The sequence below is a fragment of the Sphingomonas sp. SP3 genome (genome assembly GCF_058514305.1).
The window spans coordinates 34,578-59,499 of sequence record NZ_JBZSOE010000001.1 but is presented as its reverse complement, the minus strand read 5'-3'; the positions used below and the strand labels follow the sequence as shown (position 1 = coordinate 59,499).

At 64.1% G+C, this 24,922-nt stretch carries 29 protein-coding genes; 16 read left to right on the top strand and 13 right to left on the bottom strand.

Annotation, left to right across the window (positions count from 1 at the left end; all coding sequences use genetic code 11):
• Window positions 1-61 precede the first annotated feature (61 nt).
• Window positions 62-298, bottom strand: a complete 237-nt coding sequence (locus AC4K8G_RS00335; RefSeq protein WP_491732201.1) for an acyl carrier protein — start codon at window positions 296-298, stop codon at window positions 62-64.
• A gap of 107 nt (window positions 299-405) precedes the next feature.
• Here AC4K8G_RS00335 and AC4K8G_RS00330 point away from each other — a divergent pair, with 107 nt between their 5' ends.
• Both AC4K8G_RS00330 and AC4K8G_RS00325 read left to right on the top strand, forming a co-directional pair.
• Window positions 406-861: a vgr related protein gene (locus AC4K8G_RS00330; protein WP_491732200.1), complete on the top strand. Its 456-nt coding sequence runs from the start codon at window positions 406-408 to the stop codon at window positions 859-861.
• On the top strand, window positions 858-2,009 hold the full coding sequence (locus AC4K8G_RS00325; protein WP_491732199.1) for an FAD-dependent oxidoreductase: 1,152 nt from the start codon (window positions 858-860) through the stop codon (window positions 2,007-2,009). Before AC4K8G_RS00330 ends, AC4K8G_RS00325 begins: the two co-directional genes overlap by 4 nt.
• Here AC4K8G_RS00325 and grpE read toward each other — a convergent pair.
• Window positions 2,006-2,554, bottom strand: a complete 549-nt coding sequence (grpE, locus tag AC4K8G_RS00320; RefSeq protein WP_491732198.1) for a nucleotide exchange factor GrpE — start codon at window positions 2,552-2,554, stop codon at window positions 2,006-2,008. The genes AC4K8G_RS00325 and grpE overlap by 4 nt on opposite strands.
• On the bottom strand, window positions 2,551-3,585 hold the full coding sequence (hrcA, locus tag AC4K8G_RS00315) for a heat-inducible transcriptional repressor HrcA (RefSeq protein WP_491732197.1): 1,035 nt from the start codon (window positions 3,583-3,585) through the stop codon (window positions 2,551-2,553). The genes grpE and hrcA overlap by 4 nt, the downstream gene beginning before the upstream one ends.
• Window positions 3,586-3,657: 72 nt before the next feature.
• On the opposite strand from hrcA, the gene rph reads away from it, so the two are divergent.
• The 3 genes from rph to hemW are packed head-to-tail and all read left to right on the top strand — an operon-like array spanning window position 3,658 to window position 6,145.
• Entirely contained in the window at window positions 3,658-4,374 is a 717-nt protein-coding gene (gene rph, locus AC4K8G_RS00310; protein ID WP_491732196.1) for a ribonuclease PH, read from the top strand.
• A complete protein-coding gene (rdgB, locus tag AC4K8G_RS00305) occupies window positions 4,371-4,982 on the top strand; it encodes an RdgB/HAM1 family non-canonical purine NTP pyrophosphatase (protein ID WP_491732195.1) in 612 nt (203 codons plus the stop codon). Before rph ends, rdgB begins: the two co-directional genes overlap by 4 nt.
• A complete protein-coding gene (gene hemW, locus AC4K8G_RS00300; protein WP_491732194.1) occupies window positions 4,979-6,145 on the top strand; it encodes a radical SAM family heme chaperone HemW in 1,167 nt (388 codons plus the stop codon). The genes rdgB and hemW overlap by 4 nt, the downstream gene beginning before the upstream one ends.
• Here the strand turns inward: hemW and AC4K8G_RS00295 are convergent.
• Complete coding sequence (locus tag AC4K8G_RS00295; RefSeq protein WP_491732193.1) at window positions 6,111-6,467, bottom strand: hypothetical protein; 357 nt, start codon at window positions 6,465-6,467, stop codon at window positions 6,111-6,113. The two genes, hemW and AC4K8G_RS00295, sit on opposite strands and share 35 nt — an antisense overlap.
• A gap of 114 nt (window positions 6,468-6,581) precedes the next feature.
• Between AC4K8G_RS00295 and rsmI the strand changes: the two genes are divergently transcribed.
• From rsmI to gshB, 3 genes are read left to right on the top strand one after another with little or no spacing between them, the layout of a single operon-like run.
• A complete protein-coding gene (rsmI, locus tag AC4K8G_RS00290) occupies window positions 6,582-7,415 on the top strand; it encodes a 16S rRNA (cytidine(1402)-2'-O)-methyltransferase (RefSeq protein WP_491732192.1) in 834 nt (277 codons plus the stop codon).
• Window positions 7,412-7,765 (top strand): YraN family protein, encoded by a 354-nt coding sequence (locus AC4K8G_RS00285; protein ID WP_491732191.1) that lies wholly within the window; start codon window positions 7,412-7,414, stop codon window positions 7,763-7,765. The genes rsmI and AC4K8G_RS00285 overlap by 4 nt, the downstream gene beginning before the upstream one ends.
• 9 nt (window positions 7,766-7,774) lie before the next feature.
• On the top strand, window positions 7,775-8,728 hold the full coding sequence (gene gshB, locus AC4K8G_RS00280) for a glutathione synthase (RefSeq protein WP_491732190.1): 954 nt from the start codon (window positions 7,775-7,777) through the stop codon (window positions 8,726-8,728).
• Between the two features lie 157 nt (window positions 8,729-8,885).
• Here gshB and AC4K8G_RS00275 read toward each other — a convergent pair whose 3' ends face one another.
• The 4 genes from AC4K8G_RS00275 to fsa all read right to left on the bottom strand — a co-directional run bounded on the left by AC4K8G_RS00275 (window position 8,886) and on the right by fsa (window position 11,450).
• Window positions 8,886-9,818, bottom strand: coding sequence for a tyrosine recombinase XerC (locus tag AC4K8G_RS00275; RefSeq protein ID WP_491732189.1), 933 nt, complete (start codon window positions 9,816-9,818; stop codon window positions 8,886-8,888).
• The gene (locus AC4K8G_RS00270) at window positions 9,794-10,363 is read right to left on the bottom strand and encodes a DUF484 family protein (protein ID WP_491732188.1); all 570 of its coding nucleotides are present in this window, start codon (window positions 10,361-10,363) and stop codon (window positions 9,794-9,796) included. The genes AC4K8G_RS00275 and AC4K8G_RS00270 overlap by 25 nt, the downstream gene beginning before the upstream one ends.
• Window positions 10,364-10,483: 120 nt before the next feature.
• Window positions 10,484-10,642, bottom strand: a complete 159-nt coding sequence (locus AC4K8G_RS00265; RefSeq protein WP_491732187.1) for a Flp family type IVb pilin — start codon at window positions 10,640-10,642, stop codon at window positions 10,484-10,486.
• Window positions 10,643-10,796: 154 nt separating this feature from the next.
• The gene (fsa, locus tag AC4K8G_RS00260) at window positions 10,797-11,450 is read right to left on the bottom strand and encodes a fructose-6-phosphate aldolase (RefSeq protein WP_491732186.1); all 654 of its coding nucleotides are present in this window, start codon (window positions 11,448-11,450) and stop codon (window positions 10,797-10,799) included.
• A gap of 98 nt (window positions 11,451-11,548) precedes the next feature.
• Between fsa and AC4K8G_RS00255 the strand changes: the two genes are divergently transcribed.
• On the top strand, window positions 11,549-12,316 hold the full coding sequence (locus AC4K8G_RS00255) for an enoyl-CoA hydratase (protein WP_491732185.1): 768 nt from the start codon (window positions 11,549-11,551) through the stop codon (window positions 12,314-12,316).
• On the opposite strand, the gene AC4K8G_RS00250 is transcribed toward AC4K8G_RS00255, so the two are convergent.
• The 3 genes from AC4K8G_RS00250 to AC4K8G_RS00240 are packed head-to-tail and all read right to left on the bottom strand — an operon-like array spanning window position 12,313 to window position 14,533.
• On the bottom strand, window positions 12,313-12,741 hold the full coding sequence (locus tag AC4K8G_RS00250) for a TadE/TadG family type IV pilus assembly protein (protein WP_491732184.1): 429 nt from the start codon (window positions 12,739-12,741) through the stop codon (window positions 12,313-12,315). The genes AC4K8G_RS00255 and AC4K8G_RS00250 overlap by 4 nt on opposite strands.
• Window positions 12,738-13,217 carry a TadE/TadG family type IV pilus assembly protein gene (locus tag AC4K8G_RS00245; RefSeq protein WP_491732183.1) on the bottom strand — a complete coding sequence of 160 codons (480 nt, stop codon included), beginning with the start codon at window positions 13,215-13,217 and terminating at the stop codon, window positions 12,738-12,740. Before AC4K8G_RS00245 ends, AC4K8G_RS00250 begins: the two co-directional genes overlap by 4 nt.
• Window positions 13,214-14,533 (bottom strand): pilus assembly protein TadG-related protein, encoded by a 1,320-nt coding sequence (locus AC4K8G_RS00240; protein ID WP_491732182.1) that lies wholly within the window; start codon window positions 14,531-14,533, stop codon window positions 13,214-13,216. Before AC4K8G_RS00240 ends, AC4K8G_RS00245 begins: the two co-directional genes overlap by 4 nt.
• Before the next feature lie 189 nt (window positions 14,534-14,722).
• Here AC4K8G_RS00240 and AC4K8G_RS00235 point away from each other — a divergent pair, with 189 nt between their 5' ends.
• The 6 genes from AC4K8G_RS00235 to AC4K8G_RS00210 all read left to right on the top strand — a co-directional run bounded on the left by AC4K8G_RS00235 (window position 14,723) and on the right by AC4K8G_RS00210 (window position 20,675).
• A complete protein-coding gene (locus tag AC4K8G_RS00235) occupies window positions 14,723-15,928 on the top strand; it encodes a toxic anion resistance protein (RefSeq protein WP_491732181.1) in 1,206 nt (401 codons plus the stop codon).
• On the top strand, window positions 15,925-16,659 hold the full coding sequence (locus AC4K8G_RS00230) for a hypothetical protein (RefSeq protein WP_491732180.1): 735 nt from the start codon (window positions 15,925-15,927) through the stop codon (window positions 16,657-16,659). Before AC4K8G_RS00235 ends, AC4K8G_RS00230 begins: the two co-directional genes overlap by 4 nt.
• Before the next feature lie 99 nt (window positions 16,660-16,758).
• Complete coding sequence (locus AC4K8G_RS00225; protein ID WP_491732179.1) at window positions 16,759-18,678, top strand: hypothetical protein; 1,920 nt, start codon at window positions 16,759-16,761, stop codon at window positions 18,676-18,678.
• Between the two features lie 84 nt (window positions 18,679-18,762).
• On the top strand, window positions 18,763-19,275 hold the full coding sequence (locus AC4K8G_RS00220) for a hypothetical protein (RefSeq protein WP_491732178.1): 513 nt from the start codon (window positions 18,763-18,765) through the stop codon (window positions 19,273-19,275).
• 2 nt (window positions 19,276-19,277) lie between these two features.
• Window positions 19,278-19,976 carry a COG3904 family protein gene (locus tag AC4K8G_RS00215; RefSeq protein ID WP_491732177.1) on the top strand — a complete coding sequence of 233 codons (699 nt, stop codon included), beginning with the start codon at window positions 19,278-19,280 and terminating at the stop codon, window positions 19,974-19,976.
• A gap of 9 nt (window positions 19,977-19,985) precedes the next feature.
• Window positions 19,986-20,675 (top strand): hypothetical protein, encoded by a 690-nt coding sequence (locus tag AC4K8G_RS00210; RefSeq protein ID WP_491732176.1) that lies wholly within the window; start codon window positions 19,986-19,988, stop codon window positions 20,673-20,675.
• Here the strand turns inward: AC4K8G_RS00210 and AC4K8G_RS00205 are convergent.
• Together AC4K8G_RS00205 and AC4K8G_RS00200 are read right to left on the bottom strand one after the other, a co-directional pair.
• Window positions 20,672-21,868 (bottom strand): CaiB/BaiF CoA transferase family protein, encoded by a 1,197-nt coding sequence (locus tag AC4K8G_RS00205; protein WP_491732175.1) that lies wholly within the window; start codon window positions 21,866-21,868, stop codon window positions 20,672-20,674. The two genes, AC4K8G_RS00210 and AC4K8G_RS00205, sit on opposite strands and share 4 nt — an antisense overlap.
• Entirely contained in the window at window positions 21,865-23,454 is a 1,590-nt protein-coding gene (locus AC4K8G_RS00200) for a phytoene desaturase family protein (RefSeq protein ID WP_491732174.1), read from the bottom strand. The genes AC4K8G_RS00205 and AC4K8G_RS00200 overlap by 4 nt, the downstream gene beginning before the upstream one ends.
• Window positions 23,455-23,613: 159 nt before the next feature.
• Here AC4K8G_RS00200 and AC4K8G_RS00195 point away from each other — a divergent pair, with 159 nt between their 5' ends.
• Window positions 23,614-24,921 (top strand): S41 family peptidase, encoded by a 1,308-nt coding sequence (locus AC4K8G_RS00195; RefSeq protein ID WP_491732173.1) that lies wholly within the window; start codon window positions 23,614-23,616, stop codon window positions 24,919-24,921.
• The last annotated feature ends 1 nt before the right edge of the window (window position 24,922 follow it).

Here is a 24,922-nt window from a genome sequence, read left to right as displayed (position 1 = left end):
TGTTCGGGAAGCCGTTCGTGCCGCGTTTCGGCGTTAAGCGGGCGGCAGAACTCGGACCCGATCAGCCCTTGTTCTGGTCGATATAATCGATCGCGTCGCGAACGGTGGTGATCTTTTCGGCGGCATCGTCCGGAATCTCGACTCCGAACTCTTCCTCGAACGCCATGACCAGCTCGACAATGTCGAGGCTGTCGGCACCGAGATCGTCGATGAAGCTCGCGTCTTCGGTGACCTTGTCGGCCTCGACGCCGAGATGTTCGACGACAATCTTCTTAACCCGATCGCCAGTCTCGCTCATGTGAAGCTTCCTCCGTTATTGCTTTTGCGGCAGCCCTAGCGGCGGCGATGTTGCCCCGCAAGTGCGCCGGCCTTGGTGCAAGTCGTCCGCGCGGCTAACTGTCGCGCATGATTTCCCGTTCCCTGACGCCCGGAGAAATTGCGCTTGCGCGGCCGATCTTCAAGGATGCGGTCGATTATTCACGCGTCCGGCTGATCAAGGGCAAATGGTGGCCGTTCCAGCCAAGGAACGCGGCGATGGCGCCGATGGGCAACATTTACTTCCATCCGGACGGCGGCGGCTGGTCCGAGGATTTCGCGAATGAGGACGTTCGCCGGCAGGCCTTTTTCATTCATGAAATGACCCATGTCTGGCAGGCGCAGGCCAAGGGCAGCTTTTACCTGCCGCTGATGCGCCACCCCTTCTGCCGCTACGATTATGCGCTGACGCCGGGAAAGCCGTTCGACCGCTACGGCCTCGAGCAGCAGGCCCAAATCGTCACCCACCGTTTCCTCGCGGACCACGGGGTTCCGACGCCGGTCCTTCCGCCTGCAGACCTGCTGCCATTCGGGGAAATCGCATGAGCGAGCATGTCGCGGTGGTCGGCGCGGGCGTGTTCGGTGCCTGGACCGCGCACCGGCTGCACCAACAGGGGTATCGCGTCACCCTGATTGACGCCTGGGCGCCGGCGCATTCGCGGGCGTCATCGGGCGGAGAATCGCGCCTGACGCGCGGCGCCTACGGCAAGGACCAGATCTATACCCGAATGGCGTTCGACAGCCTCGCCGAGTGGAAGGCGCTGAGCCAAGATGCCGGCCTGCCGATCTTCCATGAGTGCGGGGTTTTGTTCTTCTTCCCCACCGAAGAGCCCTATTTCCGCGACAGCGTCGCCGCGCATGAGGAGCTTGGCCTGGTCACCGAGGTACTGAGCCAGGCCGAAATGGCGCGCCGCTTCCCGATGATCGACTTCGACGGGATCGAAGTTGGCCTGCTGGAGCCGCAGTTCGGGGCGCTGATGGCCCGGCGCGCGGTCCAAACGCTCGTCGATCGGTTCGTTCGCGCTGGCGGTAATTACCTCGAAGCTGAGGTGCAGGCGCCAGGAACGGATTTGGGCACGCTCACCGAAATTCCGCTGTCCACCGGTGGTAGCATCGCCGCGGATCGCTTTGTCTTCGCGCTGGGACCTTGGCTGCCGAAGCTGTTCCCCGATGTGATTGGCGAGCGAATCCTGCCGACCCGTCAGGAAATATTCTTCTTCGCACCGCCCGCCGGTAGTGGCCGCTTCGCACCGGGCACGATGCCGTGCTGGGCGGACTTCAACCACGGCGACATGTTCTACGGCTTTCCCGACCTCGAAGGCCGCGGGGTCAAGTTCGCGCACGACGTTCACGGGCCGGTGGTCGATCCCGACACGCAGGACCGGCGTGCGACCGAAGAGGCGCTGGCCGAGGTTGTCGCCTTCAGGGATCGGCGTTTTCCGCTGCTCCGCGACGCCCAACTGACGGAGGCGCGCGTCTGCCAGTACGAGAATAGCTCGAATGGCGACTTCCTGATCGATTTCCATCCGGGCCACGGCAATGTGCTGCTGGTCGGCGGCGGGTCGGGCCACGGCTTCAAACATGGCCCGGCGGTCGGTCGCTATGCTGCCGATCGTCTGTTTGGTTCAGTGGAGCCGGAGTTGCGCTTCAGTCTCGGATCAAAAAGCGAGGCCCATCAGCGCGACATCTATTAGGGCTTCTTCGCGACCCCGACGAGAGCCGGCCGCAACAGCCGGTCCTTCATCATGTAGCCGGCCTGCATTTCCTCGACGATCGTCCCCGGCTCGGCTTGGTCGGTGGGGATTTCGATCATCGCCTGGTGGCGGTGCGGGTCGAGTTCCTCGCCGATCGACTTGATCCGGCTAATGCCGTTGCGGGAAAAGGCCGCTTCGATCTCGCGAGCCGTGGCTTCAATGCCGGCCAGGAACTGGCTCGCGACCTTGTCGGCGCGAAGCTCGTCGTTGACCGCAACGAGGGCCCGCTCGAGGTTGTCCTTGATCGCCAGCATATCGCGCGCGAACGACGCGGCGGCATAGCTCGACGCCTGCTCCTTGTCGGCTTCCAGCCGCCGGCGCGTGTTCTGGACCTCGGCCGCAGCGTAGAGCGCCTTCGCATTGGCTTCCTCGAGCAGCTTCTCGAGCTCGGCGATCCGGTCATGCTCCGCCAGCTCGGGCGCGCCGTCGGCGGTCTCCTTGCGAAGCTCTTCGGCTTCGTCGTGCAGTTTTTCGTCGTCGTTCATGCCATCAATCTCGTCAGCGCTTTCGCAGTAAAATCCACCATGGGGACCACGCGCGCATAGTTCAACCGCGTCGGCCCGATCACGCCGACAACGCCGACCACCTGCCCCTCGCTCCCGCGATAGGGCGCCGCAATCACCGACGAGCCGGAAAGCGCGAACATGCGGTTCTCCGATCCGATGAAGATGCGGCAGCCGGGCGCGTCGCGGGCACTTTCCAACAGCCGCGCGATTTCCTGCGTGTCTTCCAACTCGCCAAGCAGCTTGCGGACGCGTTCCAAATCCTCCGCTGCGCTGTCGTCGATCAGGTTCGCCTGCCCCCGTACGATCAGCACCGGCCGGCGAGCATGGTCCTGGCTCCAAGCCGCCAACCCCGAAGCGACAAGCTCGGCCGCCGCGGAGTCGATCGCTTCCTTCCGTTCGCGGATTTCGGCGCGCAGCCGTGCCTCCGCCTCGGCAAGAGTCAGGCCCGCCAGTCGCGCGTTGACGAAATTGCTGACCTCGGTGAGCGCGCTCGCGCTCGTTCCCGCGTCCAGCGATACGACGCGGTTCTCGACGCTTCCATCGGCGCCAACCAGCACTGCAAGGGCGCGGCCGGAGTCCAGCGGTACGAAGCTCAATTGCTTGAGCGTGAGTTCCCGTTTCGGGGCGAGCACCACGCCCGCCGCCTGGCTGAGGCCCGACAGCGCCGCCGACGCAGCCGCGAGCGCGTCCTCGATCGGCTGTTCGCGGACGATCTGCCGCTCGATCTCGCGCCGTTCGCTGGGATTGGGTACGGCCGCCTGCATGATGCCGTCGACGAACAGCCGCAGGCCCGTCTCGGTCGGAACGCGTCCGGCAGAGGTGTGGGGATGGGTGAGAAGCCCTCGCTCCTCCAGCTCCTGCATCACGTTGCGGATCGAGGCCGGCGACAGGCTGATCGAGCCCGCCAACGCCTTAGATCCGATGGGCAGTCCACGCTCGAGATAGGCTTCGACCACAAGGCCGAAGATATCCCGCATCCGGTTCGTCAGTTCACCGATGGGCTGTGTCATGTGCAACCATCTAGGATTGCGGACATTCGGGGTCTAGGGACGCCGACGCACCAGTATCAGGAGATTGCCTTCATGCGCCCATCCGGACGCGCCCCCGACCAAATGCGCGAGTTGAAATTCGAGCCCGGTTTCACCCGCCATGCGGAAGGCGCCTGCCTCGTCAGCTTCGGCGAGACTCGCGTGCTCTGCACGGCATCGGTCGAAGAAAAGGTGCCCCCGTTCCTACGTGGGAAGGGCCAGGGTTGGGTCACCGCCGAATATGGCATGCTGCCCCGCGCAACGCACACCCGCGGGAATCGCGAGGCGGCCAAGGGCAAGCAGTCGGGCCGCACCCAGGAAATCCAGCGGTTGATCGGCCGCTCGCTCCGCGCGGTGGTCGACCTGCCCAAGCTGGGGGAGCGTCAAATCATCGTCGATTGCGACGTGATCCAGGCGGACGGCGGCACCCGCACCGCCGCCATCTCAGGCGGTTGGGTAGCGCTTCGCATTGCTGTCGATCAGCTGCTCGAAAAGAAGGCGCTCACCGCCGACCCAATCCGCACGCAGGTCGCGGCCGTCAGCTGTGGAATCCACGGCGGAAACGCCGTCCTCGACCTCGATTATGCGGAGGATTCGACCGCCGGAAGTGACGGCAATTTCGTCCTCACCGCCGACAATGCGATCGTTGAGGCGCAGCTGACCGCCGAAGGCGAGACTTTCGATGAGGAAGGCCTGCTCCGCCTGCTACGCCTCGCCCGCATCGGCTGCGGCGAAATCTTCCAGGCGCAGCTGAAGGCGACCGGCCGGTGAGGCCGATCGGGGACAAGCTGGTCATTGCGACCCACAACGCCGGCAAGCTGCGCGAGATCAAGGCGCTGATGGAGCCGTTCGGCATTACTTGCGTCGGCGCCGATGAGCTTGGCCTCCCCGAACCCGAAGAGATCGGCAACACCTTCGCCGACAACGCCGACCTGAAGGCGCGCGAAGCAGCTGACTTGAGCGGCCTCCCCGCCCTCGCCGACGACAGCGGCCTGTGCGTCGATGCGCTTCAGGGTCGGCCCGGAATCTTCTCCGCCCGCTGGGCCGAAGACGAGGACGGAAACCGCGATTGGAATCGCGCGATGGAGAAGGTGTGGAGCGAGGTCGAGGCGACCGAGCCCGATGCCGCGCCGGCCGCGCATTTCGCCTGTTCGCTGGCCATCGCCTGGCCCAATGACGGGCAGGCCGAGACTTTCGACGGCAGGGTCGACGGAACACTCATCTGGCCGCCGCGAGGGGACCGGGGCTTCGGCTACGACCCGATGTTCGTGCCTGTCGGCCACGAGGAAACCTTCGGCGAGCTCGATCCGGAGCTGAAGCATTCGATCAGCCACCGCGCGGATGCGTTCCGCAAGCTCGTGGCGGCGCTCAACGAATGAGCGGCGACGCGCTCGCGCTCTACGTCCACTGGCCGTTTTGCGTCAGCAAATGCCCTTATTGCGATTTCAACAGCCATGTGCGGGCGTCGATAGACCAGGACGAGTGGCGCGACGCGCTGTTGGCCGATCTCGCGCACGAAGCCGCGCTGCTCCCAGGCCGCAAGCTGACCTCGATCTTCTTCGGTGGCGGGACCCCATCACTGATGGACCCGCGCACTGTCGAAACGGTGATCGACGCCGCCATTCGCCATTGGGCACCGGCAGAGGGCCTCGAAATCACACTCGAGGCCAATCCCAACTCGGTCGAGTCCGCGCGCTTCGCCGACCTTCGCGCTGCCGGCGTCAATCGCCTGTCGCTCGGGCTGCAAAGCTTTGACGACAAGGCGCTCGCCTTCCTCGGCCGCGCCCATTCGGCGCGTGAGGGCTTCGCCGCACTCGAAATCGCCCAGAGGCACTTCCGCAGGGTTAGCTTCGACCTCATCTACGCCCTGCCCGGCGACAGCGAATCCAGCTGGTCGGCAACCTTGGCCCAGGCGCTGTCACTCGGAACCCGGCACCTGTCGCTCTACCAGCTGACCATCGAGCCCGGCACGCGCTTCGCGGCGCTTCACGCGGCGGGCAAGTTCGAGCCCCTCGACGTCGAGGCTTCAGCCGCGCTGTTCGAGATGACCGACGACATGACATCGGCGGCGGGGCTTCCAGGCTATGAGATCAGCAATCACGCTCGCCGCGGCGAGGAAAGCCGGCACAACCTCACCTATTGGCGCTATGGCGACTATGCTGGCGTCGGCCCGGGCGCGCACGGACGCCGCACCGGCATGCGGACGACGCGACACCGGAAGCCCGAAAACTATCTCGCGGCAGTAAGGCGCAACGGCCACGGAATCGCTGAGGAAGAATTACTGTCGGCGGTTGAAGCGGCGGACGAGGCTTTGGTCATGGGACTGCGCCTGCGTGAAGGGGTCGATGTGGCCGGCATTGCCCAGCGCTTCGGGCTACCGTCGATTGTCGACTGGGCGCGCGTCGATCGCCTGATGGGCTCGGGCCACCTGGTGCGCGACGACACGCACCTCGCCCTCACGGCCAGCGGCCGTCTGGTGCTCGATCACATCCTGGGCGAGGTTGCGGCTACTGCCCCTGCGGCTTTGGCGCCGGTTGGCTAGCCGGGGCGGCTGCCTGCGCTGCGGGCTGCTGCGGGGCGTTGACGGTCGCCATGAACTGATATTTGTCGACTGACGTGCCGACATAATCGTCGACCGTCATGTCGGCATCATCCGCCGCAGCCTTGCGCGACATCCCGTTTTTCATGCGGAAGGCGACAACCGCGTTTTTCAGGCTCGACATCGGGACGCTGCACGCGCTCCGCGCATAGGCCTCATAAGCGTCGCCAGTGACCTTTTCGGTACTGGCTTTTGTCGACGCTTCCTTCAGGCAGTCGCGAAAAGCTGTAGTCGGCGCAGTGATAGACGCCTGCAGCGCAGCCAAGACAATTGAGGTAGCACTCAATAATACAATCACCGAACCTCTCCCCAGGCACCGGGATCAACAAACGCACGATGACTCTTTTTCGGTTGAATTGGAAGAGGTTAATCGACTCGAATGAATGACTCGCTCGAACCCGGTCTGCACATCGTGGCGACTCCGATCGGTAACCTCGGAGATTTGAGCCCGCGCGCCGCCGACACGCTGCGTCGCGCCGACCGGATTCTGGTCGAGGATACGCGAGTCACGGCCAAGCTGCTTGCCCATATCGGCGCCAAGGTGCCGATGACCCGCTACGACGACCATACGAGCGAAAGTGACCGCGCGGGCATCGTCACACGGCTTGGCGAGGAAGCGATCGCACTGGTCAGCGATGCGGGAACGCCACTCATCTCCGACCCTGGGTACAAGCTGGTTCGCGCGGCGCGGGCGGCGGGACACAAGGTACACACCGTTCCGGGCCCTTGCGCCGCGATCGCCGCGCTGACCCTCGCCGGACTACCGACCGACCGCTTTCTCTTCCTCGGATTCCTGCCCGCCAAGGCCAAAGCCAGGGCGGATGCGATCATCGAGATCGCCGACGTCCGCGCGACCCTCGTGATCTACGAGAGTGGGCCGCGCCTCGGGGAAACCTTGCTCGCGCTGGCCGCGAGGCTCGGGCCGCGCGACACCGCCGTCGTCCGCGAAATCACCAAGCTTCACGAAGAATGCGTGACCGGCGTGCTGGGCGATCTCGCGGTCCGCTACGCCGACAATCCGCCAAAGGGCGAGATCGTGATCGTTGTTGGGCCACGGATGGAGCGCGAAACCGTCAGCGACGACGATCTCAATGCCGCACTTGACGCCGCAATGGCCGAGCTGTCGCCTTCGCGCGCCGCGGCTCTCGTCGCCGAGCAGCTCAATATCCCGCGCAAGCGCGCTTACGCCCGCGCCCTCGAGCGGTCGAAGTGAATCGCGAGGCGGCCGAGAAGCGCGGCCGCAGCGCCGAAGTCATTGCCGCGCTCTACCTGCGGCTGAAGGGCTGGCGGATCCTCGCACGGCGCGCTCGCGTGCCCGGCGGCGAGGTCGACATCGTCGCCCGTCGCGGCCGGACGCTTGCGTTCGTCGAGGTGAAGGCGCGCGCCAGCGAGGGATCGGCGGCCTTCTCGCTCGACGCCTATCGCCTGCGCCGGGTCGCGGTGGCGGCCGAGCGGCTCGCTCCGCGCTACATGCGCGATGGCGACGATGTGAGGATCGACGCCCTGTTCATCGTTCCCGGCCGCTGGCCGCGGCATCTCGCCAACGTCTGGGAAGGCCGCTAGGCGGGTCGCATGCCATTGCGTGTCGCAGTCCAGATGGACCCGCTCGAGAACATCAACATCTTCGGCGATTCCACCTTCGCGCTGATGCTGAAAGCGCAGGAGCTTGGCCATAAGCTCTATCATTACCTCGCCGAGGACCTGACCTATAACGACGGGCGGCTCTACGCCGGCGCGCATGAGGTGAGCGTCCAGGCGGTTGCCGGCGATCATTTCAAGCTCGGCGATTTCGTCATCCTCGACCTCGGCAGTGATGTTGACGTGGTGCTGATGCGGCAGGATCCGCCGTTCGACCTCGGCTACATCACGGCGACGCACCTGCTCGAGCGTATCCAGGGCGAGACTTTGGTGGTGAACGACCCCGCCGGAGTCCGCGACGCGCCGGAAAAGGTCTGGGTGCTGGATTTCGGCCGATTCATGCCGCCAACGATGATCACGCGATCGGTCGGCGCGGCGCGCAAGTTCTTGGCCGACCAGGGCGAAGTCGTCCTGAAACCGCTCCACGGGAATGCCGGCAAAGCAGTCTTCAAGATCTCCAGCGACGGCGCCAACCTCTCGGCCCTGATGGAGCTGTTCAACGCCACCTACCGCGAGCCGCACGTGCTCCAGCGCTTCCTCCCCGAGGTCGCGGACGGCGACAAGCGCATCATCCTGGTCGACGGCGAAGTCGCCGGGGCGATCAATCGCCGGCCGGCAAAGGGCGACATTCGATCGAACCTCGCGGCCGGCGGCACGGCCGAGGCCGCCGAGCTTACGGAGACCGAGCGCGAAATCTGCGCGGCGCTGGCGCCGGAGCTCAAGCGTCGAGGGCTGCTGTTCGTCGGAATCGACGTCATCGGCGGCAAGTGGCTGACCGAAATCAACGTCACCTCGCCCACCGGCATCGTTGCCGTCGACAAGTTTAACGGGAGTGACACCGCCGGGCTTATCTGGAGCGCAATCGAGCGGCATATCTCCAAGCGCTAGTTACTCCGATTTGGCATAGAGTTACCTCTTAAGCTATTCATCCAAAACGGTTATTTAGCTTTCGGTTTACCTGCTCGATTTAACCGGCAGATGTCGCGGCCGGAAGGCAACCCCACTTGCCCGAAGGCCGCGGCAAACCGGACCAATGGGCTTCTGCTCAAGCGCGGGGGTGGGCGTGGCGATAGACGTCGAGCAGGCGTGCCGCGTCCACCGCCGTATAGATTTGCGTCGACGACAAGCTTGCATGGCCGAGCAGTTCCTGGAGCGAACGAAGGTCCGCTCCCCGCGCCAGCAAATGCGTTGCGAAGCTGTGCCGCAGCGCGTGCGGAGTCAGGCTGTCGGGCAGTCCGAGACGCTTGCGCGCCGCAGCAACTGCCCGCCTGACCAGGTCCGGATTGAGCGGCCCGCCCCTCGCCCCCACGAACAACGGCGTATCGCCGCTCAGCGGATAGGGGCATTGCCGGACGTAGTCGTCGATCGCCTCGCGCACGGCCTGGACGACCGGTACCACACGGGTTTTCGAGCGCTTGCCGGTGACCCGAAGCGTCGACCCGATCGGCAGCACGCTTGCGGTCAGCGACAGCGCCTCGGCCACCCGCAGGCCGGCTCCGTAAAGAAGCAGCAGGATCGCAAGGTCACGCGCACCGATCCACGGCGTGCTTGCGGCGCCCGCAGCATCCTCTGCCAGGCCCATTGCATCCTCAGGCGCGGCCGGCCGGGGCAAGGTTCGAGGCCGTTTGGGTGCGCGGGTCCGCGGCAGCTGCGCATGGCTTCCCGCTTGCTCAGCAGCATATTTGAGGAACGCGCGGACGCCCGACAGTTCACGCGCCGCCGATGAAGCGCCAAGCCCCTCGGCGCGCCGCTGCGCGAGGAACGCGCGCAGGTCGGGTGCCGAAATGCCGGTCAGCACGCCGGTATCGATGGTTTCGCCGCGATAGGAGCCGAGAAATTGGATGAAGCGGTGCGCGGTTGCTGAATAGGCTCTCACCGTATGCGCGGACCGGCGCCGATCATGCTGGAGATATCCAGCCCATTGCCCAGCCAGCGCGCGGGCCGGGTGGTCGATTAGCTCTGCGGGACGATCAGCCACTTGCGGATCATAGCCGCAAGGCTGTGCCCAAGGAACATCAGCAATTCGCTGCCGTGGCGCGCATCGAGGCTCAGCTCGGCGCGCTGGCCAAGGGTCAGCAGCCCGCTTGGGAACGGCGGCTCGCAATCGATGCGGATCAGCGCCTCGGCGCGGATTAGGTCGCATGCGGGTCCGAACAGGGGATGCCCGCGTTCGACCGTGCGCATCTCGACACCATCCACGGCCTCGGCGGCACGGCGGAGGATTTGGGGATCGACGATCTGGACCCCGCTTCCGTCAGCGCGAAAGCCCCGGTTTCCGATAATGAGCGACAGCGCGACCGCGTCGATGCCGAGGATCAGGGGCCATTCCTGGGTGACGACGTGAAGCAAGGCCTCGATGCTGTCGGCCTCAATTGCGGCGAGGACCGCATTGTGGATCGAGGCGACGGCGCCCGAATGCCCACGCGCGAAGGCGATCAAATCCTGGTTGGCCTCCTCTACCGCGCCGAGGCGCTGTCGGAGGTGCGCAACCGCGCGCTCTTCGAAGGGAATTACCGTCGCCATTGGCGGCGAGGATACCCCGACTGGGGTTAATTTCCTATCAGTTGCCCTGTGGCCTCCAGGGCACAAACAAAAACGGCGGCGCCTTTCGGCACCGCCGCTCCTGACTAAGCGACTAAGCGCTTAGAGCTTGTTCGAAACGTTGTTGAACGTCGAATTCAGCTTGTTGCCGATGCCCTGCATCGCGCCAATCGCCGCAACGGCGATAAGAGCGGCGATCAGGCCGTACTCGATGGCAGTCGCGCCTTCAGAGTCGCGGATCAGCTTGATGAACTTGCTCATGGTCTAGCTCCTTGGTTCCAAGTACCGAGGCGCCAGGCGCCCCAACCTGCGTTCCACTGGCAGGATGGGGAGCTTTTATTCCCACAAGAGTTAGGAAAGGGTTACGGCCCACAGTTGCGCAAAGGTTAAAGCCGAGCGCCAAGCTGTTGAAACCTCAGCCTATTTTCTGGCCGGTAGCTTCCCAGTCTTTTAAAAAGCTCGCGATTCCCGAATCGGTCAGCGGGTGCTTGAACAGCTGCCATATGATCTTCGGCGGCGCGGTCATCACGTCCGCCCCGATCTTCGCCGCTTCGACGACATGCATCGGGTGCCGCACGCTCGCGACCAGGATTTCGGTCGGGAAGTCATAATTGTCGTAGATCAGGCGAATGTCGGCGATGAGCGCCATCCCGTCGAACCCGACGTCGTCGTGCCGCCCAACGAAGGGTGAAATGAAAGTCGCGCCGGCCTTGGCTGCAAGAAGCGCCTGGGCCGCGGAGAAGCACAGGGTCACATTGACCATGCTCCCATCGGAGGTCAGCGCCTTGCACGCCTTGAGCCCGGCCGGAGTCAGCGGAACCTTGATCGCGATATTACCTGCGATCTTCCGAAGCACCTCGGCCTCGCGCATCATTCCTTCGTAATCGAGCGCAACGACCTCGGCCGATACGGGCCCGGAAACGACCGAAGCGATCTCCTTCACGACCTCGAGGAAATCGCGGCCCGATTTGTGGACCAGCGACGGGTTGGTCGTCACTCCGTCGAGCAGGCCGGTTTCGGCAAGCTCGCGAATTTCAGCAATCTCGGCAGTATCGGCGAAGAACTTCATGGATTTGCGCGCGTCCGTGCTTTGGTGGATGAGCCGGGGATAGCCGCTGGCGGATCATCCGTCATCCGATTCTGGAGCCAAATTCTGGAGAGCGTGTGATGAGTGAGCATGTCCGGGTCGTTCGCGAGGGAACGGTGCTTGCGATCACCCTCGCCCGGCCCGATCGGCGCAACGCAATCACCGTGGCGATGTATGCCGCCCTGGCCGACGCGATCGAGCAGGCGTCAAGCGATCCATCGGTCCGGGTCATCACGCTCCGTGGCGAAGGCCAGGACTTTGCTGCCGGCAATGACCTTGCCGATTTCCTCGAGGCCTCGCGCGAAAATCTCGAGGAAATCCCCGTCTGGCGGCTGCTTCGGGCCCTGGCTCTGTGCGAAACCCCGCTGGTGGCTGCGGTGCACGGCAATTGCGTCGGCATCGGGACGACCATGCTGCTCCACTGCGACCTCGTCGTCGCTGAGGAAACAGCGCGTTTCTCGCTCCCGTTCGTCGACCTGGCCCTGGTGCCTGAAGCGGCGAGCTCATTGCTGCTGCCGCGGCTCGCAGGACGCCGCCGCGCTGCGAAGTATCTGTTGCTGGCGGAACCGTTCGGGGTGGATGAGGCGCTGGCGATCGGCTTGGTGAGCCACAAGGCGCTGCCGGGCGCGGTCGAAGGCAAACTGGCGGAAATCGTCGAGCGGTTGCTCGCCAAGCCCGCCGAAGCGCTTCGACAGACTCAGCGCCTGCTTCGCCTGGGAACACAGGATGAAATCCTCGATCGCATGCGCACGGAAGGGCAGGTGTTCGGCCAACGTCTAGCCTCGGACGAAGTCCGCGAGGCAATCACCGCGTTTTTCGAAAGCCGCGCGAAGCGACCGACCGCTTAGGTGGCGAGATAGACCCGCTTGGTGCGCGTGATGTTGATCGTCGGCGCGCTGAAGAACAGGAAGTTCATCGGCATGTGGAAGGTCACCGACAGGTCGCGGCAATGAGTGCAATCCGTCGCGAGCGGAGTAGACACGACCGGATCATCAAACGTGCCGACGCCAACGCCGAATTTCTTGGCCTGGATCCTCGTGGCGATTTCCGTGTCGGTCGGAGTTCCGCAGGTTCCCGCCGATGTCGGGTTGATGCAAAGGGTGGCGTAGCGTGCCCCTTCACCTAGGCCGTGTTGCATGCCGGCAATCGCCTGCCCGGCAATGCCGATCTCGAAGATGCCGTAAATGAACAGCATCAGCACGGGTACGGCGATCGCCATTTCGATCGCGGCGGCGCCCTGCTCACAGCGACGGATGAGGGTCGCGAGCTTCATTGAACGCGGATCCCTGCAACGCCGTGTAGCGTGTAGCTGCCATTCGCGTTGGCACCGGCCCATTTGGTGCTGAACATCGGCGTGTAGGTCTTGGTGATGTCGACGCTGACGTAACGGGCATAGGTTTGCCCGGTGGAGCAGACCTGGTCGTAATCCGCGGTCATCGTTGCAGCGCTTTGATATTTCGAAACGCCGTTGCACTCGAGCCAATATTTAACGGTGACGGCGCTGGTCGCGACCCCCGCGGCCGAGGCTGCTTCCGCCTGCAGCGTGTCATAAAGGTCGGTGGTCTTCTCGCCCTGCATCGCCTTCTCGATGGCGCGTTGGGCAGCCTGGGTCAGCTGGACCTTGGCTGAATAGCCGCGGCTGATGTCGACCATGCCGATGATCAGCGTCGCCATGAACGGCGCGGCGAGCGCCAGCTCGACGACCGACGCGCCGCGATCGTCGCGGAGGAGTGAGCGAAAACGGATCATGCCACCAGCCTCACGTGGTTGCCGGTGATCGTGTCGTCACCGTAGCCGCCAGTGCAGGTGTTGGTGATGCTGCCGTTGCCGGAGAAGTTCACCGTCCGCGCGACGAACTGGGCGCAACTGAACGTCAGGTTCGCCGTACCGTTGATATCGAGCGTTCGCGTCGGGAAGTAGAACGCACCGGACATCGTCGACGAGGAATTGCCGTTGATCTGGTTGGTCTGGCTGGTACCCGATTGAGCGCGGCGATCCTGGTAGAACAAGATGTTGTCGTAATTACCCGACGTTGGCGCGCCGAGGTTGAGCTGCGCACCGCCGTTGATATTGACGTTGCCGATCTGGATGCCGCTCGTTCCGCTGTTGTGGTTCGTCAGGATAAACGTGCAGTGCAAGCAGGTGACGTTGGCCTGCGACCCAACCGAGAAATCGCCGCCATCGATGACGTAAACGCCATTGGGTAGCGTCACCGTCCCCTGCAACGTCAACGAACTCACGCAGAAATAGCCGTCCGGGGTGGTCAGATAGTCAGTTCCCGCGACAAGAGCCGGCGCGGTTTGATTCGCGTTTGCACGATAGTTCGGGCAGCTGCCGCTCGGGAAGTTGGTCGGGGCGTCGACGCTGCCGTAGGGATCCTGCTCGGCGATCGTGAAAGGCAACAGCTCAGCATCGTTCCAGTGTGTGCTGTCCTGAATGTCGCCGACCGCCGCGATCGGCGTGGCAGTGACGCTGGACGATCCCGTCGCGATCGCCGCGTTCAGCGACGTCGAATTGGTGATCATGCCGCAGCCAAGGTCGATGTCGGAGTTGCCGGTTGCGGTGATGCCGGTCGCGCTCGTGTTTTCGAGACTGACGACGCAATAGACGCCGGTCGTCACGGTCGCTGCGGTGGCTTCAGCCTTGATGATCGGGGCGGACGACATGAACACGCCTGAAAAGCCCAGTGGCCGCTGGACCGCCAACGCCACTTTCACAGCGTTGGCCGCGTTGGTGATCGTCGGATAAGTGATCTGCGGGTAGCCGCTTTGAAGCGCAATGCCCGTACTTTGGTTCTTCGTAAGGTCGGTGCTGACCGCCGAGCTCACCGTCTGGCTCTGCATCGTGGCATAGACACCGGCGATCGCCGCCGAGTCCGCTGCGCGCTGAAGCTGGCGCTTCCACAACACCCATTGGATCGTGTCGCTGGCGAGGCCGGCGGAGCCAATGATCAGGGGGAGCGCCGCGCCCGCGATTACAAGCGCGTTGCCGCGCCGATCGCGCCAAAGCTTCCTGAAGAATTTGATCATCGGGCCGACCCAATCTGGATGCGCATAGGGCGCCATCTAGCCGCGACAGGGTGAGTGAACCGTTGAGAGCCATGGTTAATTCGGCTTCACGAACTTGGGCCCGCTCCCTCCTTGCATCGATGTGTCTTATACCTATAATACAGCACAAACCCTGGTGCGGCGGGTCCGCGCGGTCGTTGACCGGCCTTGGACAGAGAAGCACAAGGGGAGCGAAAGGATCGACTGATGGCCAGTGAGGCACCCGAGACGACGAAGACGGCGACGAAGCTCAAGCTTGACCCGCCCGAGGCTTTGCAGCCGGTCGCGCCGGCCGAGGCCGCCGGCCTGGTTCCACTCAAGGCCGAAGAGACGAGCGAGCTCGACAAGCGCGTCGGCCAATTCGTCGACGAGCTCGCGGCGCTCGATTCCAACAGCCCCGAGTTCGGCAAGAAGGTCGATCAGCTGACCGCCATGGGCCGCAAGGAGATCGCGGAAGCCGCGGGGGCTTCGAACCGCTTCCTCGATCGCCCCGTCAAGGCGATCGACAAGGACACGGGCATTGGCGCCGACCTAACGGAGCTTCGCCGCACCGTGGAGTCGCTCGACCCCAAGGAAGCGAGCCGCCCTCGCAAGCTGCTCGGGATCATCCCGTTCGGGAACCGCATCGACCGCTATTTTGACAAATACCGCAGCTCGCAGACCCACATCACCAAGATCCTGGGCAGCCTCGCCAATGGCAAGGACGAGCTGCTGATGGACAATGCGGCGATCGACACCGAGCGCGCGAACCTGTGGAAGACGATGCACAAGCTCGAGCAGATGGTGCACATCTCCAATAGCCTCGACCAGAAGCTCGAGGACAAGGCTAACGAGCTCGACGCGACCGATCCCGCGAAGGCCAAGGCGATCCGCGAGAGCGCGCTCTTCTACACCCGCCAACGCACCACCGACCTGCTGACCCAGATGGCCGTGACCGTTCAGGGCTATCTCGCGCTCGACCTCGTCAAGAAGAACAATGTCGAGCTGGTGAAGGGCGTCGATCGCGCGTCGACGACTACCGTATCGGCGCTGCGCACCGCGGTCACCGTCGCGCAGGCGATGACCAACCAGAAATTGGTGCTGGAGCAAATCACCGCGCTCAACACCACGACGGCGGGCATGATCGACTCCACCGGCGAAATGTTGCGCACGCAGAGCGGCGCGATCCATGAGCAGGCCGCCTCCTCGACCATCCCGCTCGAGACGCTGCAGCGCGCGTTCCAGAACATCTACGACACGATGGACCAGATCGATCAGTTCAAGCTCCAGGCGCTCGGCAACATGAAGCAGACGGTCGAGACGCTGGGCAAGGAAGTCGAGAAGTCGAGAGGCTATATCGCCCGCGCCGAAGGGGTGAACCAGGGCAAGCTTGAGGGTGCGGCGTCCCCGCTCACTCCCATTGAGAGCAAATGACCGACGTTAGCGACAAGGTTGAGCGGGCGATCGCCCGGTTCGAGCGAGTCACCCGCACCATCGACGAGCGCGACGGGCCGGCGCGCTCCGCTGCCCGCCGCGAACGCCGGCGACTGAATGCCGGCGCCGGGCGAACCTTGCTGCAAGTTGCAATCGCGGTCGGCGCCATCTGGCTCGTCGCGGTGACTATTGGGCTTCTGAAGCCGATCGGCATGTTCGGGTTCCTCGCGGCGCTGCTGGCGACGGGCATTGTGGCCGCAATTCTGCTTGCGCGGGGTGGCCGACAGGCAATCACGGCGAAGCCGCCTGCGACAGACCTTCCCAACGGGGCGATGGTCGAGCGCTTCGACTCTTACCTGTATAAAACGCGGCGCGCCCTGCCCGCCCCGGCCCAGGCCGAAATCGATGCGATCAGCGCCGCGCTGCCGCCGCTCAAGGAAACGCTCGAGCGGGTCGAAACCCTAGATCCCAACGCGCAGGATGCGCGACGACTGATGTCGATCCACCTGCCAGGCCTGATCGACCGCTATCTGCATGTGCCGGCAGCGTTCCGAAGCGAGCGCGACGGCGAAGACAAAACCCTCGACGCAAGCCTGGTCGAAGGACTTCAGGCGGGCCGGTCAGCGTTGCATGAGATTACGGAGAAGCTCGCGCGCGCCGATATGGCCGCGTTCGAGACGCAGGGACGCTTCATCAAATCGCGCTACGGCGAGGAGCGGATCGACAGTTGAATTCCCGTGCAAGCCCTTGGGCGGCTTGCCATTAATCATTGCGCCAAGACGCTCTGACCCGCATGATGGTAATAGCGAGGTCGGCCGGAGCCGGTGGGGATGCAGCTTGCGCTGTCCAATGCAGATGGGACGCTGAAAGGCGGCTTCCGGCTTCCGCCGGCGGTGCCGCCGTTCAATACCAGAGCGCACTACCTGTTTTCCTTCGTCTGGATTCTCGCATTCCTGCTGGCCTTCGTCGGCCCGCTTGCGGGCTTCTACTTCCGCTACAGCTCTCCCGAGAATAACTCCCAGCTGCTGCTCGGCAGCCGGGCCGGTTTTGCGGTGTCACCACGCGATGCGACCTGGGTCCGATTTACGGTCGGACCGGACGCCAACGCGGCCGGAATCCGTGCCGGCGATCACATCATCGCCGTCTATGGCCTGCCTCTGCCGCCGGTGATGCCCTTCACCGAAGAATCGCTCGCCGAGCATGCCGACGACCCGGCCTATATTGCTATGGGCAACGTGTTGTTCGGGACCGACAATTCGGAGGTTCCGCTCACCGTCCGCGATTCCAACGGCAAGGTTCGCGACGTGACTGTCACCACCGGTGAGCAGCATATCGATGCCGGCGCGAAGTCGCTTGGAATCTCGCGCAAGCTGTTAAGCTTCATCGACCTGTTCCACGTCATCTCCTACCCCTTCCTGCTGTGGGCAGCGTGGCTGCTCCATCGGCGAAACTCGCGCGATGCGGTCAGCTCGATCCTGTCGCTTGCAGTGCTGCTGACGATCGCCGCGGAGCAGCCCTCCTCCATCTTCCTCGCCAATCTCGGCGTTCCGCGCTGGCTCAACGTCGCCCTCTACGATCTCGGCAACGTCCTGCTCCTCGCCGGAATTATCCTGTTCCCGCACGGAAAGTTGTCGTGGCGAATTGTCGGCCTGCTCGCGTCGCTTCCCATCCTGATGTTCCTCCACGGAACCCTTTATCAGGCCTTTTTCGTCGGCTTCATGATCACCGCAGTCCTGTTGCTGCTGCGCTGTCTCCGGCAGACGGAATCGATAGACCTTCGCCAGCAGATCCGCTGGGCCCTGTTCGGCTTCACGGGCTACGCGCTGCTCCGCGTCATCTCGATCGCGAGCGACTATTTCAAATGGTCGACCGGAAGCTTCGGCCACCAGCTTTTGGTAGAGATGGGCGCCGGCGTTTCACTGGCGCTTGGCGTCCTGTTCCTCCAGCTCGGCCTGCTCGTCGCGCTGCTTCGCTTCCGGCTGTACGACGCCGAGGTCGTCATAAGCAGATCGGCCAATTTCGCCATAATCGCCCTCGCGGTCGCGGCAATTTTCGCAGGCGCTGCGGACGCGCTGAAGCAGGTCATCTACAATTACTACGGCAACACCAACAGCGAAGGACCGGTGGTCATCGCGGCGGCGCTCGCCACCGTGCTGATCAATCCCCTCCAGGAACGGATTCACAAATGGTCGGAGCGCAAGTTCCAGAAGAACCTGTTCCTGCTCCGCGATGACTTGCCCGAGATCATCCGCGACATGCGCGAGACCGCGTCGCTCGGGGAAATGCTGGAAGAGATCCTGCAGCGCATTGAAAACGGCGTGCGCGCCGTGCGAAGCGCTGCAATTGTCGGCGGCCGCGTTCTCAACACGCACGACGTCACGCTTCAGGAAGTCGAAGACTGGCGCTCGCTGAACGAAGGCTTTTCACGGGACTTGTGCGAATCCTCGGATCGTCAGTTTCCGCTTCGCGTGCCGCTCATTCCCAGCTCGGACCGGGACGAAGAGCCCATCGGCTATATCCTCGTCGGACCGCGCCCGGACGGCTCGATTCCGAGCAAGGAAGAGCAGAAGGCGCTAGCCGGCGTGTCGGAAGCCATCGCGCGCGCCATCCGCACCGTCATCAAGCGCGAGGCGCGCGAGGAAAAGGTGGCCGAGCTGATCGAGGCTAATCGCCAGCGGATCGAACAGCTCGAGGCGCTTCTTGGCGCCGGATCGTCGCTCGCCGGCAAGCGGGGACCGCGCACCGCCTAAAACTTTGATTTCGATTAACTGGCCTTGATTGACCCCTTTAAAATCAAAGCATAATTTGGCGGGCAAGCGACACGGGGGTGATTCATGCTGCGTGCCTTGGTTTTGTCCGGGCTGATTTTTGCTGCGCCGGTAGCGATTGCGGCCTCCGCACCTGCGGGGGCGCAGAACGCGCCGCAGCAATGTGCTGATACGGCCGAGAAAAAAGCCAAAAGGTCGCTCTTCGGAGGGGTGCTGAACGCGGTCGGCGGAAACCTGCTTGGCCGTGCGGGCGTCGCCGGGAACGTCGTCTCGCTGGCGCTTCCCGTCGGCTCCTATCTCACCGACGAACTGCTCAAAAAGCTAGACTGCAAGGAGCAGGTCCAGGCCGCGAAGGCAACGGACGAGGCGGTTCGGGGCGGGGTTGGCACCGAAGTCGCATGGAAGAGCGACACGCGCGCCAATGTTACCGGCAAATCCACCGTCACTGGCGAGGAAAAGCTTGCCGATGGCGGCCAGTGCCTGACGGTCACCGACGTTGTCATCGTCGACGGCGAGGAAACCACTGTGCCGAAGCGAATGTGCAAGGCGAAGGGCGCGAGTGGCTACGCTCGGGTCTAGCGATGATCAGGGGCAGCAAAATTGTCGGGATCCTGGCGCTGCTGACGACCTCGGCAGCGACGCCAGCTAACGACCCAAAGAATCCGACCTGCCCGTTACGCCTCAACTGGTCGACCTATCCGCAAATGCGCTTCACCCTAGACACGTCGAGTGGTCAGCGCGTGCTGCGCGCCGAAGGGCAGATCGACGAGGACGTGCCCGCCAAGCTCGAAGACGCGCTCAAAACTAACCAGCCAATCGACGAGATCTGGCTCCGCTCCCCGGGCGGCATCGCGCGAGCCGGCAACGAGGCGGGCAAGATCATTCGCAAGAACGGCATTCCGACCCGCATCCCAGCGAATTGGGCTTGCTTCTCAGCCTGCAACTTCATGTTCATGGGCGGCCCGGTCCGCTTCGTTGATGCGGGCGGCCTGTTCGTCGTCCACATGTTCACTCACGTGTCCGACAAGGAGGCGGTGAGGTCCGAGCTCGCCAAGGGCACTGACAATGCCATCGGTCTGATCGGCGATGTCGAACAGGACTCGGCTTTACTCGCAAGTGAGGATAATGACTTTTTAATCCGGATGGGTGTGTCCCGGAAGCTGCTGACCGAAGTCATGTACCAGCAGAAGGCCGTCGCGGACGGCAACGAAGACAAGTCTACTCGCCGCTGCCTCACCGCAGCGGAGGCAGTGAAGTACAATGTCGCAAATGCACAGTGAGGAGCATGAATGATGCGATCGAAGCTAATGCTGTGGGGCGCAGCAGCCGTAGTAGCCCTAGGGTCGTCGGCGGCAGTGGCAAGCGTCGTCGTCGTCAAGTCGCTTGGACCTTCGGCCAAGGCTTACCCGCCGGGCAAGACCCTGCCGGAAACCGCCAAGATCACGCTCCAGGGCGGTGACATCGTCACTGTGCTTGGGCCGGCAAGTGCGCAAACGATGCGCGGTCCCGGGAATTTCGATGCAAAGCAGGTGACGCTCGCGTCGGCCGCCGCCAAGCGCGGCCGCTTTGGCGCTCTTCGGGCAGCTGAAGTCGCGCACAACCCGAGCATTTGGGACATCGATCTCAGCGAAAGCGCAAAGATCTGCGTGAGCAACGCTTCGACTGTCCAGGCGTGGCGCCCGGACAAGGAAACGGAGATGACGGTGAAAATCCGCTCACCGGATGGCAGCACGCAGGATCTGACCTGGGCAGCGGGTAGCGCTCTTGCCCCGTGGCCGGCATCGCTGCCGATCGTTGGCGGAGTCGAGTATCAGGTGGAGTGGCCGGGCGCCGAGACGAGCAAGCTCGACATCGTCACCGTCAATTCATTGCCGACCGATGACCTCGTCGGCGCCGCCCAGGTGCTGATTGAAAATGGTTGCCAGAACCAGCTCGACTTGCTGGTCGACGGCGCCAGCAAGGTCAGCAAGGGCAACTAACCTACGATCTTCTCGGACTTGAGCCGCGCCACCTGGGCCGGCTCGAGTCCGAGCTTTTCCAATACCTCATTCGTGTGTTCGCCAAGTGCCGGCGGCGGCAGGTCTGAATCGGCCCGCTCGCCGTCCAGTCGCACCGGTGATCCCATCAGCGGAATACCCGCGATGTTGCGCACCATGGCGCGATGTTGCGCCTGCACATCTTCCATGGCCTGGCTGATGCGGTTGATCGGCCCCGCCGGAATGCCTGCCTCCTCAAGCTGATCGAGCCATGCCGCCGCAGGCTTGGTCCGGATCGCCTCGCTCACCAGCCGCACCATTTCCGCCCGATTGGCGACGCGCGCAGCATTGGACGAGAACCGGTCGTCACCGACCCACTCCGGATGCCCGCAAATCTCGGCCAGCCGCGCGAACTGGCGGTCGTTGCCAACTGCGATGATGATCGGCTGATCCGCAGCATCGAACGGCTGGTAGGGCACGATATTCGGGTGGGTGTTGCCCTGCCGCGGCGGGTCCTTACCCGAAATCAGCGAATTGGCGGCCTGGTTAGCCAACACCGCCAGTTGCGTGTCGAACAAGGCGAGATCGATCGTCGCGCCCTCGCCCGTCTTCTCGCGACCGTACAAGGCCGCCAGGATCGAAACGCAGGTGTACATGCCCGTGAACAGGTCGGCGATCGCCACGCCGGCGCGCATCGGCCCACCGCCCGGTTCGCCGTCGGGCAGCCCGGTGATGCTCATCATCCCGCCCATGCCCTGGATGATGAAGTCGTAGCCGGCGCGCTCCGCGTAAGGCCCATCCTGCCCGAAGCCGGTGATAGACGCGTAGATCAATCGCGGGTTGGCGGCGCGCAGCGATTTCGCGTCGAGCCCGAACTTCTTCAGCCCTGCGACCTTGAAGTTCTCGACCACGACGTCCGCGTCTGCGGCGAGCTCGCGCACAAGCGCCGCGCCTTCCGCTTGGGCGAAATCGATCGCCGCCGACTTCTTGCCCCGGTTGCAGCTCAGGAAATAGGCGGCGACGCGGCTGTCGCCCTCGCCGTGCCACGGCGGGCCCCAATGGCGTGTGTCGTCGCCGCTTCCCGGCCGCTCGATCTTGGTGACCTCGGCACCGAGATCGGCCAGCAGTTGCGTGCACCACGGCCCCGCCAGCACGCGGCTTAGGTCGAGGACCTTGATGCCCGCGAGCGGCTTCAATGGCCTCGCTTCCAGAAGCGACGGTCGGACAGCACGGCGTGCGCGGCATTATGCCCGGGCGCGCCGGTCACACCTCCACCGGGGTGCGCACCCGATCCGCACAGGTAGAGGCCCTTCAGGGGCATTCGGTAGTCGGCAGCGCCGATCATCGGGCGCGCGCTGAATAATTGGTCGAGGCCCATCTTGCCGTGGAAGATGTCGCCGCCGATCAGGCCGAAGCGGCGCTCGAGGTCGAGCGGCGAATGGATCTGCCGCCCGATCACCGACTTGGCGAAGCCTGGCGCGTGGCTGTCGACCAGCGCGATGATCGCGTCCGCGGCCTTTTCCCGCTCCTTGTCCCAGCTCCGCCCCGGCCCGAGGTTGTAGCGGAAATGCTGGCAGAACATCGACGCGACGTGCTGGCCCTTCGGCGCGAGCGTCGAGTCCAGGGTCGAGGGGATGAGCATCTCGACGATCGGCTTCTTGGTCCAGCCGTTCTGTTCGGCATCGAGCCACGCCTGGTGCATGTAACCAAGGCTCGGCGCCATGATAATGCCCGCGGTCAAGTGATTGCCCTTTTTCGGCAGCACGGTGAACTTCGGCAGCTCCGACAGCGCGACGTTCATGCGGAAGGTCGCGCTTTCGCACTTCCAGCCGTGCATGCGCGAAGACACGTCCTCGTCGACCGCGCCCGCCGGTACCAGGCGATCGAATAGCAATTTCGGGTTCACGCCTGCGATCACCGACTTTGCGCGCCACGCCTTGCCGCCGGCGACCACGCCTGTCGCACGCCCGCCCGACACGATGATTTCCTCGACCGGCGTGTTGAGCACGATGTCGACGCCAGCCTCACGGCACGCCTTGGCCATGGCCTGCGTGATCGATCCCATGCCGCCGACCGCATGGCCCCAGGCGCCGGGCACGCCGGCTGCTTCGCCGAACAGGTGATGGAGCAAAACGTAGGCCGATCCCGCCGCTTGCGGCGACGCGAAATTACCGACCACGCCGTCGAACCCGAACAGCGCCTTCGTCAGCTCGCCCTCGAAATGGCGGTCGAGGACCTCGCTTGCGCTCCGTACCGCGAAATCATGGACGATGCGCGTTTCGGCTAATGTCAGCCCGGCCATGTCGCGACCGAGGCTCAGCAGCTTGGGGATCGCGCTCGCAGTCCGCCCGACGTTGGGCGGCGCGCGAAGCAGCCATTTCTTGAGGAGCCGGACGACCGTCTCGAGCTCGTCGATATAGCGGTCGTAGGCGGGGCCATCGGCCTTCACGTGGCGGACGATTTCGCGCCGCGTCAGGCCCCCGCGCCCCGCGAGCAGGTAATCACCGTCACCGGGCAGGAAATTGTCGGTCTTGCGCAGCACGACCTTCAGGCCATGGCGCTCGAGCTGCAAGTCACGGATGACCTTCGGGTTGAGCAGGCTGACGGTGTAGCTCGCCGCGCTGTTCCTGAAGCCGGGCAGGAATTCGTCGGTCACAGCCGCGCCGCCCACCGTCCCGGCCGCTTCCAGCACCGCGACCTTCATGCCCTTCTTGGCGAGATAATAAGCGCAGGTCAGGCCGTTGTGGCCCGCGCCGATAACGACCGCATCCAATTCCATCATTCCCCCGGGGCTCGCGATGCTTTCCGCCTATAGTGACGGCCCCTCCCGCGTCCAGTGCGGCGACGATTTGTCGGATTCTGACAGTAGGTTGGTCGAAACGTTGAAAACTTGGATCGCGTTCACGCTACAATTGTATCGTGAGGGGGCGGGAGACGATCTATGCGCACGATGATTCTGGCTGGCGCGGCGATGCTGGCCCTCATTTCCGGTACCGTCGCAGCCGACGCAGCCACACCGGTGAACGGCCGGCAGGTAGCAAGCGAGATCAGGAAGCTGCTCGACGCCAATTACGTGCTTCCTGAGGCGCGCCCGAAGTTCGACGCCGTGCTTGCCAAGGGCATCGCCTCCGGCCGCTACGATGTCTCTGATCCCGATAAGCTGTCCGAGCTGCTCAATGAGGATCTGCACACCGTAACGCCCGACAAGCACCTGGGCGTGATGGTCGACCCGGAAACCTCGGCGAAGCTGGCCGCCGCGCCGCCTGACGCGGGCGCGGACGATGCTCCGCCGACCGCGGACGACATTGCCGACGCCAAGCGCCGCAACAGCGGCCTCATCCAGATGAAGATCCTGCCCGGCAACGTCCGCTATCTCGAAACCGACGGCTTCGTGTGGGCGGGTGAAGTCACCGAACGCGCCTATGACGACGCGGCTCGCTTCCTGTCGGGCGGCGATGCGGTGATCATCGACATGCGCAAGAACGGTGGAGGCGACCCTTCAGCGGTTCGCTATCTCGTCAGCCACTTCCTCGCGCCGAATACGCCGCTGATGACCTTTCACATGGGCGCGACCCGCGTCGACACGACCGCAGCGCTGCCCAAGACGATCGCGCCGCGCATGGTCGGCAAGCCGCTTTACGTGCTGACCAGCGGCGGCACCGCGAGCGCGGCCGAGGAATTCGTGGGTCACGTCGCCGGCTACAAGCTTGGCGAATTGATCGGGGAGAACACGGCGGGTGCCGGTTTCCGCAATCAATTCTATGCCCTGCCCGATGGCCTGATCATCAGCATCTCGGTCGGGCAGGCGATCCTCGCCTCGACCGGCAAGGGCTGGGAGGGAGTCGGCTTCGCGCCCAACACCGTTGTCCCGGTCGGCCAGGCCCTCGACGTCGCCGAGGCCCATGCACTAACGAGGATCGCAGCCTCTGCCTCCGCGGACCGGAAGCGCGCACTCGAAGTCCAGGCAGCGATGCTGTTGGCGAAGACCGCGCCGGTCAAAACCGCCCTGCTGCCTGCGGCCTACGCCGGCGATTACGGGGAGCGATTGGTCCGGGCCGAGGGCGATTCCCTGACGATCGAGCGCAAGGGCGGCGCGACCAGCAAGCTCGTTCCGATCGGGCCGAATGAGTTTGCCTACGAAAACGATCCCGGAGCGACTGTGACCTTCGACGTGGCTGGTGACCGCGCGACGGCGCTCCACCTCGTCCGCTCGGATGGATCAACCGCCGAAGGCACGCGCACCCAGTAGC